Origin of the sequence: Glycomyces sp. NPDC048151 (genome assembly GCF_043202775.1) — a bacterium.
GTDB lineage: Bacteria > Actinomycetota > Actinomycetes > Mycobacteriales > Micromonosporaceae > Glycomyces.
The window spans coordinates 13,099-29,575 of record NZ_JBIDBB010000014.1 but is presented as its reverse complement, the minus strand read 5'-3'; the positions used below and the strand labels follow the sequence as shown (position 1 = coordinate 29,575).

Genomic DNA, 16,477 nt, shown 5'->3' with positions numbered 1-16,477 from the left:
CCTTTGGTACCAATCAAGACGTGGATTGGCCGCGGTTTCCATACCCCCGGAATCAGTGATGTGCGTCTCAGCGGAAGTCGCGTGACGGCGCGGTCGGGCTGTTGAGGTCGAGCACCGTCAGCTTGTCCGCCACGATCATCGGCATGGTGTCCCGGGCCGCGTCGACCGGCTTCTCCACCGCGCCCCGGATCACCAGCGCCCGCGCGACCGACGCGACGCCCTGCCAGCGCTTCCAGAGCCCCTGCGAGCACACGATGTTCGCGATGCCCGTCTCGTCCTCCAGGCTCAGGAACGTCACGCCCTTCGCGGTCGAGGGGCGCTGGCGGTGCGTGACGATCCCGGCGACCTCGATCCGCTCGCCGTCCTCGGCGTACGGCAGCCGGGCGGCGGGCAGGACCCCGGCGGCGTCGAGACCGGCGCGGACCAGCTCCATCGGGTGGGTCCGGACCGAGAGTCCCAGGCCGGTGTAGTCGGCGCGGGCGAGCTCGGCCCCGCTCATGCCGGGCAGGGTCGGCGGCGGCGCGGCGGGCCCGGTGCCGGGGATCGTGCCGGGCCGCTCGTCCACGGTCCCGGCCGTCCACAGTGCTTTGCGGCGGTCGGGCTCGAGGCTCTCCAGGGCCCCGGCGACGGCCAGCTTCTCCATGCGCTCCTTGCCGAGTCCGGCCCGGCGGGCCAGGTCGGCGAGGCTCTGGAACGGGCCGCCCTGTGCGCGTTCGGCCGTGATGCGCTCGGCGGCGGGCGCTCCCAGGCCCTTGACGCCGTCGAGGCCCAGGCGCAGGTCGGCCTCGCCGAGGAGCGGGGCGCGGAGCTCGCGTCCGGAGGGGATGAGCGAGGCGACCGCCTCGCTGGCGTTCACGTCGGGGGCGAGCACGGTGAGGCCGTGGCGCTGGGCGTCGGCGATGAGCGAGGCGGGGGAGTAGAAGCCCATGGGCTGGCTGGCGAGGAGCCCGGCGTAGAACGCGGCCGGGTAGTGGCATTTGAGCCAGGCGGAGGAGTAGACGAGGAACGCGAAGCTGGCGGCGTGCGACTCGGGGAAGCCGAAGTCGGCGAAGGACCGCAGCTGCTCGTAGAGCCGGTCGGCGTCGGCGCCGGTGATGCCCTTCCCGGCCATGCCCGAGTAGAGGCGTTCGCGCAGCTCCTCCATGCGCTCCTCTGACCGCTTGGCGCCCATGGCGCGCCGGAGCTTGTCGGCCTCCCCGGCGTCGAATCCGGCGGCGTCGATGGCGATGCGCATCAGCTGCTCCTGGAACAGCGGCACGCCGTAGGTGCGCTCCAGGGACTTGTGGAGGACTTCCGGCACCAGGTGCCGCCACGGCTCGCCGTGGCGGCGGCGCAGGTACGGGTGGACGGCCCCGCCCTGGATGGGCCCGGGGCGGATGAGCGCCACTTCGGCGACGAGGTCGTGGAAGTGCCTGGGGCGCAGGCGGGGCAGGGTCGCCATCTGGGCGCGGGACTCGACCTGGAAGACGCCCACGGTGTCGGCCCGGCAGAGCATGTCGTAGACGTCGGTGTCGTCGGGAGGCAGCCGCCACAGGTCGACCTGCCTGCCGTGGAAGCCGAGGACGAGGTCGGCCATGCGGTGCAGGGCCTCCAGCATGCCCAGGCCGAGCAGGTCGAACTTGACGAGCCCGGCGTCGGCGCAGTCCTCTTTGTCCCATTGGAGGACGGTGCGGTCCTTCATGCGGGCGGGCTCGACGGGGACGATCTCGCTGACCGGCTGCTCGGTGAGGACCATGCCGCCGGGGTGGATGCCCAGGTGCTGCGGCAGGTCCCGGAAGTCGGCGGCGAGCGACTGGACGTCGGCGGGGATGCCCTCGGCCTCGGCGGGGTCGATGCCGCCCCAGCGGTGGAGCCGCTTGGACCACGCGAGGGCCTGGTCGTGGCCGTACCCGAGGGCCTTGGCGGCGTCGCGGACCGCCGAGCGGGGCCGGTAGGTGACCACGTTGGCCACCAGGGCGGCCCGGTCTCTGCCGTACTTGTTGTAGACGTACTGGATGACCTCCTCGCGGCGGCCGGACTCGATGTCGAGGTCGATGTCGGGCGGGCCGTCGCGCTCAGCCGAGAGGAACCGCTCGAACAGCAGGCCGAACCCCACCGGGTCCACATTGGTGACGCCGAGGGCGTAGCAGACGGCGCTGTTCGCGGCCGATCCCCTGCCCTGGCAGTAGATGTTGCTGTCCCGGCAGAAGTCGACGATGTCGGCGACGATGAGGAAGTAGCCGCTGAACCCGAGCTGCGCGATGACCCGCAGCTCGTGCCGGATCTGCTTCCACGCCTTCGGATCGGCCCCCGGCGGCCCGTACCGCTCGGTGCCGCCTTTATCGGTGAGCGCTGCGAGGTACGTGTCGTCGTCGAGGCCCTCCGGAACCGGAAAATGCGGCAGGCGGGGGGCCAGCAGCTTGAGCTGGAAGGCGCATTCGGCGGCGATCCGCACGGACTCGGCCAGGGCCTCGGGGAAGTCGGCGAAGCGCTGCGCCATCTCCTCGCCGCTGCGCAGGTGCGCCCCGGCGTTCGCGGGCAGGTGCGGGTCGGTCGCCTCCAGGGTGCTGCGGGCCCGGACGGCGGCGAGCGCGGCGGCGGTGCGGGCGCGGTGCGGGGCCGCGTAGTGGACGTTGTTGGTGGCCACTGTGGGCACACCGAAGCGGCTGGCCAGGCCCGCGAGCGCTTCGATCCGCTCGGTGTCGCCGGGCAGGTCGTGGCAGGTGAGTTCGACGGCCAGGTGCTCGGGGCCGAACGCGTCGGCGAGTTCGCGCAGCGCGGCCTCGGCACTGTCGAGACCACCGGAGTCCAAGGCCGCGTTGAGGAAGCCCTTGCGGCAGCCGGTGAGGACCTGCCAGCCGCCGTCGGCGTGGGCGGCGAGCTCTGCGAGCCGGTACCTGGGCAGGTCCTTCTCGCCGCCCGCGAGTTTGGCGGCCGTGATCGCCCGGGAGAGGGCCCGGTAGCCGTCGGGGTCGCGGGCGAGGACGACGAGGTGGCGACCGGCCGGGTCGACCTGCCCGCGCCGGGACCGGACCAGGTCGAGGTTCAGCTCCGCCCCGAACACCGTCGGGAGGCCGAGTTTCATCGCGGCCGTGTCGAACTGCGGGATCGCGTACAGGCCGTCGTGGTCGGTGATCGCGAGCCCGGTGAGGCCGAGCCGGTGGGCTTCGGCGGCGAGCGCGGCGGGGGCGTCCGCGCCGTCGGCGAACGAGTAGTGCGAGTGGCAGTGCAGCTCGGCGTAGTCAGTCATACCAGCCCACCGCCTTCCACTGCCCGCCTTCGCAGACGAGGAGGGCGGCGCGGCCGTCGGCGAGCTCGACCTGGAGGCGCGCGTAGCGGCGGGCCGCCGGGCTCCACCAGCGCTCGGACACCGGCCACGGCCCGGCCCATGCGACGACCGGGATCCGCTTGCCGCCCAAGGCGACCAGCGCGGGCGCGGCGGACAGGTCGCCGCGCGCGAGGGCCTGCACCGGGGTCCCGGCGGCGTCGAGGACGGCCACCTGCTCGTCGGTGCCGATGAGGCTGGGCAGCGGATCGGGCAGCGTCCCGGGCCACGGCCCCGAGGGCGGCGGCGGGGCGTGCTCGACCTCCCAAGCGGCGGAACCGAACCGCTCTGGGAGGTCGCGGCCGTCGGTGGCGGCGGCGATCTGCACTGCGTCGGGGCCGAACCGGCTCTGGGCGTGCCGGAGGGCGGCCTCGGCCTTCACGTCCTGGGCGCCCTTGTCGCCCCACAAGCCGCGCCCAGCCGCGACGAGGCCGATGAGCCCGCCGGGGGCGAGTTCGAGGACGGTGACGGCGTGCGCGGTCTCGTCAACCGTTTCGCTTGCGGCGCTGCCTGAGAGCCAGCCTTCGAGCTGCCAGCGCACCCGCCGGGCGAGTTCGGCGGCGCCGATGGCGGGGTCGAGCTGCCAGGTGCGGCGGCGTTCCATGCCGCTGCCGGTGCGGGCAGTGATCGTTACGCGGGTGCAGGCGAGGTTGCGTCCGTCCAGTACGGACAGCAGGCGCTCGGCGAGGGGCCGGGCGGCGAAGACGGCCTGCTCGACGGTGGCGTACGGGGTCTCGGGGGTGTCGGTCACGGTGAGCTCGGGGGCGGCCGGGCGGGGGACGAGCGGGCGGGCGAGCTGCCCGGCGGCGAGCAGCTGGGCGCGGCGGGCGTTCGCGCCGAACCGTTCGGCGACGGCCTGGCCGGGCAGGTCGCGGAAGGCGCCGAGGGTGTCGATGCCCAAGTGCCGCAAGGTTTCGCAGGTCTCGGCGTCGACCAGGCCGGTGGCCTGGAGGTCGCGGATGTCGCGCCGGGCGAGGAAGGCGGCGTCGCGCCCGGCCGGGACGATCCGGCCTTCGCGGGCGGCGAGGACGGCGGCGAACAGGCCGTCGGCGACCCCGGTGAGGCAGTCCTGGTCGACGAGCCCGGAGACGGTGTCGATGAGGGTCTCGCAGAAGGCGGCCTCGTCGCCCGCGCCGCGTCGCAGCGGCACGGCGACGACGCCGGGTTCGAGCACTTCGACGTAGGGCGTGAGCATGTCGAGCGCGTCGAGCACCGGCTCGAACGCGGCTGACTCCTCGGCCTCCCAGTCGACGAGCCGCATCACGAGCACCCGGCTCCCGGCCCTGCGCACCCGCACGCTCATGAGCGATCGCCTCTACCGCGGTGGAGCCGAACCACCTCGCCGCCGGAGGCCGCACCGTCGATCCGCTGATGCGACACGAGATCGGGGAGTGAGACTGTCGTCACCGAGGGTGCTGAATTGTCGTACCCCCCTGCCACACTGGACACGTCGGCGGATGCAACCGCTGCACCGGAACGAATCCGGAATTTTCCGGAGGCACCGGGGTCATCACCACTCTCGACCGGAGCGCGCCCGGTCGAGGCGGCAGCCGGCATCACGGCGGTGGCGGTGGTGGGTGGGTGGGGAGGGGGAGGGAGGGTCCCCGGGCCCGCGAGGTCGGCCTGATGGTCCGCGACCTCGCCGACTCGGTTCGCCGTCCAGCTTCGCCCGGACCTCGTCCGCAGGTCGATGACGTTCGCGCGGGTGGAGCGCTTCGTTCCGGCGCGGTTCGCCTCCGACGCTCCTCCGTAGGGCCAGACCTGACCCTGCCGGGTGCCGCCGGAGCGCCAGTGGGCGGCGACTTCGAGCTCGCAGGCGTCGAGGCGTCCGGCGCCCCAGCGCCGTCCGGCGTTGGGGCGCAAGCCCTTCCATCTCGCACGGGCCACTTCGAGCCGGGCGTCGGCGCCCGCCACGGGTCGGGTCTCCCACCAGATGATCGCGGTGCCGCTCTTGCGCGCGCGAGCGGCCAGCCGCCGCGTCTGCGTCGGCGTGAGCCCTTCGCTCGGCACCACCACCGCGCCGACGCCCTCGGCGAGTGTGCCCGCCGCCTCGACCACGAGCGGCCCCGGGTCGACCAGCGCGACCCGCCCCAGATCGACCCCGGCGGCCGTCGCCGCCAGCGGGTAGACCTGCGGCATCCCGACCAGGGCGCACCACGCCCCTGACCTGGTAGGACCGGCCAGCAGCCGCCACAGCAGCGAGGTCGCCCCGCGCCGCGAGGCCATGATTGCGGTCACAGTCGCGAGTCCGCCGTAGGGGAGGAGCCCGGAAATGTCGGGGGTGACGGGGAGGATGGCCTTCGACGCCTGCGGGGCGGTCTCGGTCGGCGAGCCGACCGGGCGGGGCTTGGCGACGGCGGCACCGCGGACGACGGGCTCAGTGGCGGCGTTCCGGGCCGCGTCCGCAGCGGGCGGCTCGCCCGCGCGGCGGGCTTCGCGCCCGGGCCGTGCCGCGGGGCGCAGCTCAGCGGCGGTGCGCAGGCCGAGCTCAGCGGCCAGCGCGGCCGCGACGGATGTCGCCACCAGTTCCCCCGTGTCTGTCGAACATGTGTATCAAGATCACCATATCGAACTGCGGGCAGTGCGCAACCTCAAACTGGTGTTCGATAAATCTCTTGGCGGACTCCTGCGGCTCAGCCCAGGTCACATGGCATGTAATGGCCGCGAAAACGTCGTTCCGCGATGATCGGGCCGTCCGGGACCGGCGTGATCGCATCGCGTGTGAAGGGCCCGAATGACCGAGAAGGGGCAGAACGGCGCGGCGAGCGGCTCTTGCTGCGCCGAGCCCTCCGGCCCCTGGAAAACACGAAAGGGAAGGGCCTGCGCCTCTTCCCACTTCAGAATATATCGCGGGGGTGCCGCACAAGGGTGCACCGGGGTGAGTTTTCGCAGGTCAGAGGGGTGCACAATCGTCTCTCAAGCCGGAATCCACGTGGGAGTCAGCATGCGTGCAACGCCGTCCAGCGCCTTCCAACTGCCCGACCGCCTCGCCGCGAAGGCCGATCCGAAGCTCATCGCCGACGACGAGCGCCATTTCGCTGCCGTCGCGGCCAGTCTCGAAGCGTCGATCGCCGAGGTCGCCGCGCGCCTGGAGGCCCTTCGTAGAGCGGAGGGCGGCACGGGGCGGTTCGAAGGCCAGGCCGCCGCCGACCGCGACCGGGAGATCCACCGGCTGACCGGGCGCCTGGGCGCCCTGCGCCGCTTCGGCCTGGACCTGTGCCTCGGCCGGACCGTCACCACCGAAGGCGAGACCGTCTACATCGGGCGCCTCGGGCTCACCGACGGCGACGGCCGCCGCCTGCTGCTCGACTGGCGCTCGCCCGCCGCCGAGCCGTTCTTCGGCGCGACCCACGCCGACCCCATGGGCCTGGCCAGCCGCCGCCGGTACCGGTGGACCCGCGGCCGCATCAGCGACTACTGGGAGGAGGTGTTCACCCTCGAAGGACTCGAAGGCAATGCAGCCCTTGACGACCAGTCGGCGTTCATCGCCAGCCTCAGCTCCAGCCGGTCCGAGCGGATGCGCGACGTGCTCGGCACCATCCAGGCCGACCAGGACGCGATCATCCGCGCCGGGGCGGGCGGCACGCTCGTGGTCGACGGCGGCCCCGGCACCGGCAAGACCGTCGTCGCCCTCCACCGCGCCGCCTACCTGCTCTACTCCGATCCGCGCGTGGGCCACCACAAGGGCGGCGTCCTCTTCGTCGGGCCCCACCAGCCCTACCTGGCGTACGTCGCCGACGTCCTCCCCAGCCTCGGCGAGGAGGGCGTGCAGACCTGCACGGTCCGCGACCTCCAGCCCGAGGGCGAGCACGCGCCCGAGGAGGCCGACCCCAGGACGGCCGCCCTGAAGATGCGCGCTGACATGGTGAAGGCGGTCGAGCCGGCCGTGCGCCGGTACGAGCGCCCGCCCGCTGAGGAGCTGCTCGTCGAGACCCACTGGGCCGAAGTGGCGCTCACCCCGGACGACTGGGCCGACGCGTTCGACGCGGCGGGCCTCGGCACGCCCCACAACGAAGCGCGCGAGGAGATCTGGGACGAGCTCGTCGCGATCATCGCCGAGAAGCACGACGAGGACGAGGTCGACGAGGACCTGCTGCGCCGGTCCCTCGCCCGCAACCGCGAACTCGTGAAGGCCTTCGACAAGGCCTGGCCGGTCATAGAGCCGACCGACCTCGTCGCGGCGCTGTGGGCGGTCCCCGACTTCCTGCGGATGTGCGCGCCCTGGCTCGACGAGGACCAGGTCGCGCTGCTCTACCGCGAGGAGCCGAAGGCCTGGACCACCGCCGACCTGCCGCTCCTGGACGCCGCCCGGCACCGGCTCGGCGACCCCGAGGCCTCGCGCCTCGCCCGCCGCCGGGAGGCCGAGATCGCCTCCGAGCGGGAGGTCATCGACCGGGTCGTGGAGGAGATCCTGGGGGCCGGGGACGGCAACGTGGAGGAGATGATCCTGCTCAAGGGCGCCGACCTGCAGGACGCCCTGGTCCACTACGAGGACCTCGAGGCCGCCGAGGCCGACCCGCTGGCCGGGCCGTTCGCGCACGTCATCGTCGACGAGGCCCAGGAGCTGACCGACGCCGAATGGCAGATGCTGCTGCGCCGCTGCCCGTCGCGGAGCTTCACGATCGTGGGCGACCGCGCCCAGGCCCGGCACGGGTTCACCGAGTCCTGGAGCGAGCGGCTGGAGCGCGTCGGGCTGCGCCAGGTGCGCCTGGCCGCCCTGAGCATCAACTACCGCACGCCCGAGGAGGTCATGGCCGAGGCCGAGCAGGTCATCCGGGCCGCGATCCCGGACGCCAACGTGCCGACCTCGGTGCGCAGCAGCGGCATTCCCGTCCAGCATGGATCCATTGCGGACCTCGACGCGATCCTCGGCGCATGGCTCGCCGAGCACGCCGACGGCACTGCCTGCGTCATCGGCGACCCTGCGTTCGCACCGACCGCGCGGGTCCGCTCGCTCACTCCCGAGCTGTCGAAGGGACTCGAGTTCGACCTGGTCGTGCTCGTCGACCCGGAGCGCTTCGGCGAGGGCGTCGAAGGCGCGGTGGACCGGTACGTGGCGATGACCAGGGCCACCCAGAAGCTGGTGATCCTCACGGGCGCTTGACGAACCGATCCCGGGGGCATGAACCGGGCAGATCGAGACATGGCTATATAGAAAATCCTGTGCTAAAGTTCGGACAGTTCTTGCAAAACATGCAAGAAACCATCTGGGAACAGCAAGAAGCATCTCGATCGACCATTCATGCCCTCAGGAGCTCGACATGACTCGCGGACAACCACGCCGTTCCCAGCGGAGCCGCCTGCTCGCCGCCGCACTCGCCTTGGCCGCCATGCTCTTCGCGCTGCTGGCCGTGCCGTCCGCGGCGGGCGCGGCCAACACCGCCACCGTCTACTACCGCGCCTCGACCAGCTGGACGACGGTCAACATCCACTACGCGCCCGACGGCGCGTCCTGGACGGCCGTCCCCGGCGTCGCCATGGCGACCGCGTGCGACGGCTGGCGCTCGTACACGATCGACCTCGGCTCCGCCGCCGGCGCGCAGGTCGTCTTCAACAACGGCTCCGGCACTTGGGACAACAACAACTACGCGAACTACCGCGTGGGCACGGGCCGGACGACCATCGCCAACGGCGCGGTCACCGCGAACGCCGCCGACCCCTGCGCCCCGGTCGAGCCCGACACCGAGGCCCCCTCAGCGCCCCAAGGGGTCACGGCCACCGTCAACGCCACCACGGTGATCCTGTCCTGGACCGCCGCCACCGACGACACGGCCGTCACCGGCTACCGCCTCACCCGCACCTCCGCCGAGGGCACCGTCACCCGCACGACCGCCTCGACCAAGTTCACCGACGGCAACCTCAGTCCGCACACCGCCTACAGCTACACCGTCCAGGCCTACGACGCGGCCGGGAACCTCTCGGCCGCAAGCGCTCCGGCCGCGGCGACCACCGGCGAGGCCCCGCCCGCCGCCGCGGGCGGCGAGATGCTCGGCGGCGACCCCCGCCAGGACCCGATCTACTTCGCCATGACCGCCCGCTTCTACGACGGCGACGAGTCGAACAACCGCGGCGGCGCGAAGCACGAGACCTCCGGCAACGCCGGGTACGACGACCCGATGTTCCGCGGCGACTTCTCCGGCCTCATCGACCGGCTCGACTACATCAAGGGCCTCGGCTTCTCCGCCGTCTGGATCACCCCGGTGGTCCTCAACCGCTCCGACTACGACTACCACGGCTACCACGGGTACGACTTCTACGAGATCGACGCCCGCCTCGAATCCGACGGCGCGTCCTATCAGGACCTCATCGACACCGCCCACGCCAAGGGCATGAAGATCTACCAGGACGTGGTCTTCAACCACTCCTCCCGCTGGGGCGCGGAGGGCCTGGAGACCCCCACGGTCTACGGCGTCCAGGACTCCCAGTGGGCCGACTTCTACGACACCTACAACCCCGACTTCACCTACGACGGCCTCTCGGTCGAGCCGAACTCCGGCCGCAGCCACTACAACGGCGACCTGTGGTCCACCGCCGAGCCCGCCGGGAACACGTGCCGGAACTGGGGCGTCTTCTCCGGCAAGTACAGCGCCGAGGGCTGGAAGGTCTACAACTGCCAGTGGCCCAGCGCCACTTCGGGAATGTTCTCCGCCGAGCACTACCACCAGTGCTGGATCGGCAACTGGGAGGGCGAGGACGCCCGCTCCTGCTGGCTCCACGAGGACCTCGCCGACTTCAACACCGAGAACGCCGAGGTCCAGGACTACCTGATCGGCGCCTACAAGCAGTACATCGACATGGGCGTCGACGGCTTCCGCGTCGACACCGCCGTCCACATCCCGCGCGTCACCTGGAACCGGGTCTTCCTGCCCGCGCTCCAGGAGCACCTCGAAGCCAAGTACGGCGCCGAGAAGGCCAAGGACTTCTACATCTTCGGCGAGGTCGCGGCCTTCGTGCACGACCGCTGGAACCGCGGCTCGGTCAACCACTCCGCCCAGTTCTACACCTGGCAGGAGCGCCGCGAGTACTCCGCGGACGACGTCACCGCCGCCCTCGAGCAGTACAACTGGGAGAACACGCAGGGCACCGAGAACCAGCCCACCAGCACCAACGCGTTCCTCGACGGCAACACCTACCACGAGCCCGACTACAGCGCCTTCTCCGGCATGAACATCATCGACATGCGCATGCACATGAACTTCGGGGAAGCGGGCAACGCGTTCTACAACGGCAAGGACTCCGACCCCTGGGTCAACGACGCCACGTTCAACGCCGTGTACGTCGACTCGCACGACTACGGCCCCAACAAGTCCGGCAACCGCTACTCCGGCGGCACCGACGCGTGGGCCGAGAACATGAACCTCATGTGGACGTTCCGCGGCGTCCCGACCCTCTACTACGGATCGGAGATCGAGTTCCAGGCCGGAGCGAAGATCGACTGCGGCCCGACCTGCCCGCTCGACACGACCGGCCGCGCCTACTTCGGCGACCACCTCGAAGGCACCCTCGAAGTGAGCGATTTCGGCCAGGTCGACTCGGCCACCGGCGCCATCGCGACCACACTGGACCAGCCGCTCGTGCAGCACCTCCAGCGCCTCAACGAGATCCGCCGCGCCGTCCCGGCCCTCTCCATGGGCCAGTACTCCACCGAGGGCATCAGCGGGGGCATCGCGTTCAAGCGCCGCTACACCGACGCGACGACCGACAGCTTCGCGCTCGTCGCCATCACGAGCAACGCCACGTTCAGCGGCATCCCCAACGGCACCTACACCGATGCCGTCACCGGGGCGAGCACCACCGTCACCAACGGCACCCTGACCGCCACCGTCTCCGGCAAGGGCGACATGGCCGTCTGGGTCCTCGACACCGCCCTGACCGACGCGCCCGGCCAGGTCGGCACCGCCGGGCCCTACCTCTAGGCTTGCCTCCCAGATGAGGGACCGGCCGCGCGGCGACCCCGCGCGGCCGGTCCCGCGTCCTATTCGAGCTTCTCGAACCAGAACTCGTGCTTGAGGAACGACGTCTGGTACTCGTGCCCCGGGTACGGCGGGATCAGCTGCGAGGCCTGGAACAGCCGCCAGCCGTCCCGCAGCGCCTCCACCCCGGAGTCGTACGGCGGCAGGTCGCTGTCGCCCGTGGTCGGGTTCGTCTTCCCCGTGCCGTCGTAGAACGCCCAGGCCTTCACCGGGGCGTCGAGCGCGGAGTTGTCCAAGTAGAGGACGAGGACTTGCTGCTTCATCAGACCCTCCCGGGGCGGTTGGCGACGCGGGTCGCCCAGTAGTCGATGTCGAACGAGGGGCGGTTCGTCAGCGCCCGCCACATCTGGATGCGGTTGTAGATCTCCAGGCGGCCCGTCGCGTGCTCGCACCAGGGGTGGAAGACCGACAGCGCCCGCGACACCTCCGGATCGTCCAGATCGGACACGTCCCAGGTCCGCACCTGCGGCACCGTCGGGTTGAAGCGGATCTTGTACATGTACCGGCGGATGTCGGAGTCGTTGCGCCGCCCGCCGTGCCAGATCCCGTGGTGCAGCAGCACCACGGTGCCCGGCGGGCAGGTCAGGCGGGTCTGCCCCAGCAGGTTCTGGTAGCGGCCCGTGTCGGACTCGTTGGTGCGCCGCAGATGCGAGCCGGGGACCGACAGCGTCCCGCCCATCGTCCCGGTGACCTCCTGCGGGTAGTACATGAGCTGCACGTCGAACGCGTCCAGGCGCGTGTCGATGATCGCGTCACCGTGCAGCGGCTGCGCGCTGCCCTCGCGCGGCTCGCGCACGTGGACGTGGTGGTGGTCCACCGTCGGGTCGGCCCCGACGAGGCTCTGCAGCGCCCCGGCGACCGCCGGGATGTCCAGGAGTGCCCGCGAGATCGAGCCCTCTGGGAACGCCTCCTTGACGGGCGTCCCGTAAGGGACCTCCGGCTGCTGCCCGGCGTCGAACTCCGGGATGGCCCGCTCGTTGAGGTCGGGCGGCACGATCGCGTCCATCCGGTGGAAACCGTTGGCGACGAACCGCGCCATCTCGACCGAGGTCAGAAGATGCTTGGTGGTTGTCATGCGACTAATCTATGGAGTGTTCCGCCTGCTGTAATGGGCTGTAATCACCGACTAGTGGTTGGTTTTCACCATGCGATCTGTGACTCTCCACCTCGACGAGCCCCCCGGGGTCGTCACCGCCGGGGTCGGCATCCACGGCCAGCGGGTGGCCGAGGAGCGCTTCCTCCTGCCCGACCTGTGGCAGGTCCACCTGCACGACTACGAAGGCGAGATCGAACTCGGCGGCACCGTCCACCCGATCAGGCCCGGGTACGTGAGCCTCATCCCGGCCGCCACCGAAGTCGTCTTCCGCTACAGGGGACGGTCCCCGAACCTTCACCTCCACGTGCGCCTGCCCGAGCGCGGCGCCCCGCACGAGGTCCGGGTCATGCAGGACGCGGGCGCGGCCGCACCCGCGCTGGCGGAGATGTTCCGGCAGGCCGTCATCGCCGAGTCCCCGGCCCGCGCCGCCGCCGAGGCCTGGGCACTGCTGTGGCGGTTCACGCAGCTCGCGCCCGGACCGGATTCCGAAGGGCACCAAGGGAAGGCGCTGGCTTACATCGAGGAGCACCTGCCCGCGCCGATCACCGTCCCCGAAGTGGCGGCCGCGGTCGGCCTGTCCCACAACCATCTGACGCGGCTCTTCCGCGACGCCACGGGCACCACGGTCGTCGCCCACATCCGCCGCCGCCGCCTCGAACGGGCCCGCCACCTGCTGCTGGAGTCGACGCTGTCGATCCCGGCCGTCGCGGCGGCAGTGGGCATCGCGGACCTCCAGGCGTTCAACAAGGCCTGTCGCCGCGAGCTCGGGGCGTCACCGCGAGCGCTGCGGGAGGCCGCTCGGAAACTCTGAGCGTCCGAGGGGTTACCGGCGGGTCACCTGACTGGTAGATTCGCAAAAGTTACTCACGTCACGCCCGGAGGTGCCTGTGGCCGCAACGCCGCGTCTGCCCGACTTCGCTTGGGGGGTGGCCACATCGGCCTTCCAGATCGAAGGCGCCGTGGAGGAGGACGGGCGCGGGCCGTCCGTCTGGGACACCTACGCCGCCACGCCCGGGAAGATCCGCGACGGCCACACCGCCGCGACCGCCTGCGACCACTACCACCGGTACCCCGAGGACATCGCCCTCATGCGGGACCTCGGCATCGACGTCTACCGCTTCTCCGTCAGCTGGCCGCGCGTGCAGCCCGGCGGCACCGGCCCGGTCAACAAGGCCGGGCTCGACTTCTACGACCGCCTCGCCGACGGCCTCCTCGCCGCCGGGATCACCCCGATGGCGACCCTCTACCACTGGGACCTCCCGCAACCCCTCGAAGACGACGGCGGTTGGCTCCACCGCGACACCGCCGCCCGCTTCGCCGAGTACGCCGCTACCTGCGCCGAACGCCTCGGCGACCGCGTGCGCCACTGGATCACCCTGAACGAGCCGTTCGAGCACATGGCCCTCGGCTACGCGCTCGGCCAGCACGCCCCCGGGCACACCCTCCTGCTCGACGCGCTCCCGGCCGCCCACCACCAGCTCCTCGGCCACGGCCTCGCCACGAGCGCCCTGCGCGCCGCCGGAGCCCCGTTCGTGATGCTCACCAACAGCTACACGCCCGCGGTCCCCTTCAGCGGCAACGAGAACGACCTCCGCGCTGCAGCGGCCTACGACCTGCTGCACCGGCGCCTGTTCACCGACCCGGTCCTGCTCGGCCGCTACCCGGACCTCTCGGCCCTCGGCCTCGCCGACCTCCCGTTCGTCGCGGACGGCGACCTCGAGGCGATCGCGCAGCCCCTCGACGGCCTCGGCGTCAACTACTACAACCCGACCCGCCTCGCCGCCGCCCCGCCCGAGTCGCCCCTGCCGTTCGACATCGTCGAGTTCGACCACGTCAAGACCACCGACTTCGACTGGCCCGTCATCCCCTCGGGCCTGACGCAGACCCTCGTGGAGCTCACCGAGGACTACGGCCTCGACCTGCCGCCCCTGTGGGTCACCGAGAACGGCTGCTCCTACACTGTCCCGGCCGCCGCCGACGGCACGATCCCCGACCAGGACCGCATCGACTACCTCGCGGCGCACGTGAAAGCCGTCGACGCCGCGATCGAGCTGGGCGCGGACGTGCGCGGCTACCTCGTCTGGAGCCTCCTCGACAACTTCGAGTGGGCGGAGGGCTACCACCAGCGGTTCGGACTGGTCCATGTGGACCCCGAGACCCGGAACCGCACCCCGAAGGCCTCCTTCGACTGGTACCGCAGGCATATCGAGGAACGCGGCGCAGCGGCGCAGAGCGCCGACCGCCCATGACGACCGCCCCCGAAGCCCCTCCGCCCGCCGCCCTCGCCGAACCCGAACGCAACGTCGGCAAAGTCTGGATCGGCGGCATCACCACCGGGATGCTCGGCCTCTACATGGCATTCTTCACTCCGATCCAGGTGCTCCTGCCCCTCCAGCTCGCCGAGATCGACGAGGACGGCAAGGTCGCTGCGTTCGGCCTCGTCACCGGCGTCGGCGCGCTCGTCGCCGTCGTCGCCAACCCCCTCGCCGGGGCCCTCTCCGACCGCACCACCGGCCGCTTCGGCCGCCGCCACCCCTGGACCCTCGGCGGCATCGCCGTCGGCGCGGCCGGGCTCTGGCTGCTCGGCCTCCAGACCACCGTCCTCGGCGTGCTCCTGTGCTGGTGCCTCGCCCAGGCCGCCCTCAACGCCGGATACGCCAGCCTCAACGCGGGCATCCCCGACCACGTCCCGGTCCGCCAGCGGGCCGTCGTCTCCGGCTGGATCGGGTTCCCGCAGGCGCTCGGGCTCGTCGTCGGCGCGGTCATCGTCACCATGTTCGTCACCGACATCCCCACCGGCTACCTCGTGATCGGCCTGGCCGCCTTGGCGATGGCGCTCCCGTTCACACTGACCACACCGGACCCGCCGCTGCCGCGAGCTGCCCGGCCGCCGCTCGACTGGCGCGCCCTCCTCGCCACGTTCTGGGTCTCGCCCCGCGCCCACCCCGACTTCGCGTGGGCCTGGTCCACCCGCTTCCTCGTCATGCTCGGCAACGCCACCGGCACGCTCTACCTGCTGTTCTTCCTGCAGGACGCCGTACGCTACGAGGAACTCTTCCCCGGGCACAGCGCCGACGAAGGCGTCCTGATCCTCACCCTCCTCTACACCGGCGGCGTCATCGCCACAGCCGTCGCGGGCGGCGTGCTCTCCGACCGCATGGGCCGCCGCAAACCGCTCGTCGTCGTCTCCTCGGCGATCATCACGCTCGCCGCGCTGATCCTGACGTTCTGGCACACCTGGCCCGCCGCGATCGCCGCCGCCGCGATCATGGGCGCGGGCTTCGGCATCTACCTCTCGGTCGACCAAGCGCTCATCACCCAAGTCCTCCCGGCCGCCTCCGACCGCGCCAAAGACCTCGGCATCATCAACATCGCCTCGACCGCCCCGCAGGTCCTCGGCCCGGCCATCGCCGCCCCCATCGTCGCGGGGCTCGGCGGCTACACCGCGCTCTACGCATTGAGCGCGGCGGTGACGCTCCTCGGCGGCATCCTGGTGTGGCCCATCAAATCCGTCCGCTAATCAGCGCGAACGGCCGCATAGAGCAGCATGTCCCGACGGACCCCGGCGATCTCCTGGTGGCTGCGCAGCAGCCCCTCCCGCGCGTAGCCGGCGCGCTCGGCGGTCCGCACCGACCCGGTGTTCCACGGTTCGATGTAGAGCGCGATCCGGAACAGACCCGGCACCGTCCACCCGAAAGCGGTGAGCGCCTTGAGCGCGTCGGCGGCGAACCCGCGCCCCCGCGCCGAGGGCGCCACCGAGTACCCGGCCGTCGCCCGGCCCTCCGGCAGCTCCCGCAGCCAGAGGCCGCACTGCCCCACTCCCGCACCGGTTCCGGCGTCGGCGATGGTGAAGGAGAAGCCCGTGTCCTCGTCGTACCGCGCGAGCTGCCGCCGGACCCACGCCAAGGCCTGCTCCTCGTCGGCGCCGGCCGGCAGCGTGCCGATCGTCGGGACGTACGGGTCGGTCGCCAGCTCGCGTGCCATCGCCGCGTCCTCGTCACGGGGCCGCCGCAGCACGACGCCGCCGTGCGCCGGAGGCGCCGTCGGCCAGGGAGGCAGTGCGTTCATCGGGCACATTATCCACGGACTCGCAGGAGGCGGTTA

The 16,477-nt window shown here is 71.6% G+C and carries 11 protein-coding genes; 5 read left to right on the top strand and 6 right to left on the bottom strand.

The genetic code is table 11. From position 1 onward, the window contains the following. Positions 1-67: 67 nt before the first annotated feature. From ACGGCP_RS26070 to ACGGCP_RS26060, 3 genes are read right to left on the bottom strand one after another with little or no spacing between them, the layout of a single operon-like run. Positions 68-3,229: an error-prone DNA polymerase gene (locus tag ACGGCP_RS26070; RefSeq protein WP_392971387.1), complete on the bottom strand. Its 3,162-nt coding sequence runs from the start codon at positions 3,227-3,229 to the stop codon at positions 68-70. Beyond that, a complete protein-coding gene (locus ACGGCP_RS26065; protein ID WP_392971384.1) occupies positions 3,222-4,607 on the bottom strand; it encodes a DNA polymerase Y family protein in 1,386 nt (461 codons plus the stop codon). The genes ACGGCP_RS26070 and ACGGCP_RS26065 overlap by 8 nt, the downstream gene beginning before the upstream one ends. Further along, the gene (locus tag ACGGCP_RS26060) at positions 4,604-5,827 is read right to left on the bottom strand and encodes a hypothetical protein (protein ID WP_392971382.1); all 1,224 of its coding nucleotides are present in this window, start codon (positions 5,825-5,827) and stop codon (positions 4,604-4,606) included. Before ACGGCP_RS26060 ends, ACGGCP_RS26065 begins: the two co-directional genes overlap by 4 nt. 421 nt (positions 5,828-6,248) lie before the next feature. On the opposite strand from ACGGCP_RS26060, the gene helR reads away from it, so the two are divergent. Together helR and ACGGCP_RS26050 are read left to right on the top strand one after the other, a co-directional pair. Then, positions 6,249-8,408, top strand: coding sequence for an RNA polymerase recycling motor ATPase HelR (gene helR, locus ACGGCP_RS26055; protein WP_392971379.1), 2,160 nt, complete (start codon positions 6,249-6,251; stop codon positions 8,406-8,408). Positions 8,409-8,565: 157 nt separating this feature from the next. Continuing rightward, complete coding sequence (locus ACGGCP_RS26050; protein WP_392971376.1) at positions 8,566-11,220, top strand: alpha-amylase family glycosyl hydrolase; 2,655 nt, start codon at positions 8,566-8,568, stop codon at positions 11,218-11,220. 59 nt (positions 11,221-11,279) lie between these two features. Here ACGGCP_RS26050 and ACGGCP_RS26045 read toward each other — a convergent pair whose 3' ends face one another. Beyond that, on the bottom strand, positions 11,280-11,540 hold the full coding sequence (locus ACGGCP_RS26045) for a hypothetical protein (RefSeq protein ID WP_392971373.1): 261 nt from the start codon (positions 11,538-11,540) through the stop codon (positions 11,280-11,282). Further along, entirely contained in the window at positions 11,540-12,352 is an 813-nt protein-coding gene (locus ACGGCP_RS26040) for a phytanoyl-CoA dioxygenase family protein (protein WP_392971370.1), read from the bottom strand. Before ACGGCP_RS26040 ends, ACGGCP_RS26045 begins: the two co-directional genes overlap by 1 nt. A gap of 70 nt (positions 12,353-12,422) precedes the next feature. Between ACGGCP_RS26040 and ACGGCP_RS26035 the strand changes: the two genes are divergently transcribed. The 3 genes from ACGGCP_RS26035 to ACGGCP_RS26025 all read left to right on the top strand — a co-directional run bounded on the left by ACGGCP_RS26035 (position 12,423) and on the right by ACGGCP_RS26025 (position 15,893). Next, entirely contained in the window at positions 12,423-13,184 is a 762-nt protein-coding gene (locus ACGGCP_RS26035) for a helix-turn-helix domain-containing protein (RefSeq protein ID WP_392971367.1), read from the top strand. 76 nt (positions 13,185-13,260) lie between these two features. Beyond that, entirely contained in the window at positions 13,261-14,622 is a 1,362-nt protein-coding gene (locus ACGGCP_RS26030) for a GH1 family beta-glucosidase (RefSeq protein ID WP_392971364.1), read from the top strand. After that, positions 14,619-15,893: an MFS transporter gene (locus tag ACGGCP_RS26025; protein ID WP_392971361.1), complete on the top strand. Its 1,275-nt coding sequence runs from the start codon at positions 14,619-14,621 to the stop codon at positions 15,891-15,893. The genes ACGGCP_RS26030 and ACGGCP_RS26025 overlap by 4 nt, the downstream gene beginning before the upstream one ends. Here ACGGCP_RS26025 and ACGGCP_RS26020 read toward each other — a convergent pair. Continuing rightward, positions 15,890-16,441 (bottom strand): GNAT family N-acetyltransferase, encoded by a 552-nt coding sequence (locus ACGGCP_RS26020; RefSeq protein ID WP_392971358.1) that lies wholly within the window; start codon positions 16,439-16,441, stop codon positions 15,890-15,892. The two genes, ACGGCP_RS26025 and ACGGCP_RS26020, sit on opposite strands and share 4 nt — an antisense overlap. Positions 16,442-16,477 lie beyond the last annotated feature (36 nt).

What these genes read in the sequence shown, in the direction of transcription:
- helR (WP_392971379.1), top strand. Translation starts at nt 6,249, where the DNA reads ATGCGTGCAACGCCGTCCAGCGCCTTCCAACTGCCCGACCGCCTCGCC.
- ACGGCP_RS26070 (WP_392971387.1), bottom strand. Translation starts at nt 3,229, where the DNA reads ATGACTGACTACGCCGAGCTGCACTGCCACTCGCACTACTCGTTCGCC.
- ACGGCP_RS26050 (WP_392971376.1), top strand. Translation starts at nt 8,566, where the DNA reads ATGACTCGCGGACAACCACGCCGTTCCCAGCGGAGCCGCCTGCTCGCC.
- ACGGCP_RS26045 (WP_392971373.1), bottom strand. Translation starts at nt 11,540, where the DNA reads ATGAAGCAGCAAGTCCTCGTCCTCTACTTGGACAACTCCGCGCTCGAC.
- ACGGCP_RS26040 (WP_392971370.1), bottom strand. Translation starts at nt 12,352, where the DNA reads ATGACAACCACCAAGCATCTTCTGACCTCGGTCGAGATGGCGCGGTTC.
- ACGGCP_RS26020 (WP_392971358.1), bottom strand. Translation starts at nt 16,441, where the DNA reads ATGAACGCACTGCCTCCCTGGCCGACGGCGCCTCCGGCGCACGGCGGC.
- ACGGCP_RS26025 (WP_392971361.1), top strand. Translation starts at nt 14,619, where the DNA reads ATGACGACCGCCCCCGAAGCCCCTCCGCCCGCCGCCCTCGCCGAACCC.
- ACGGCP_RS26035 (WP_392971367.1), top strand. Translation starts at nt 12,423, where the DNA reads ATGCGATCTGTGACTCTCCACCTCGACGAGCCCCCCGGGGTCGTCACC.
- ACGGCP_RS26065 (WP_392971384.1), bottom strand. Translation starts at nt 4,607, where the DNA reads ATGAGCGTGCGGGTGCGCAGGGCCGGGAGCCGGGTGCTCGTGATGCGG.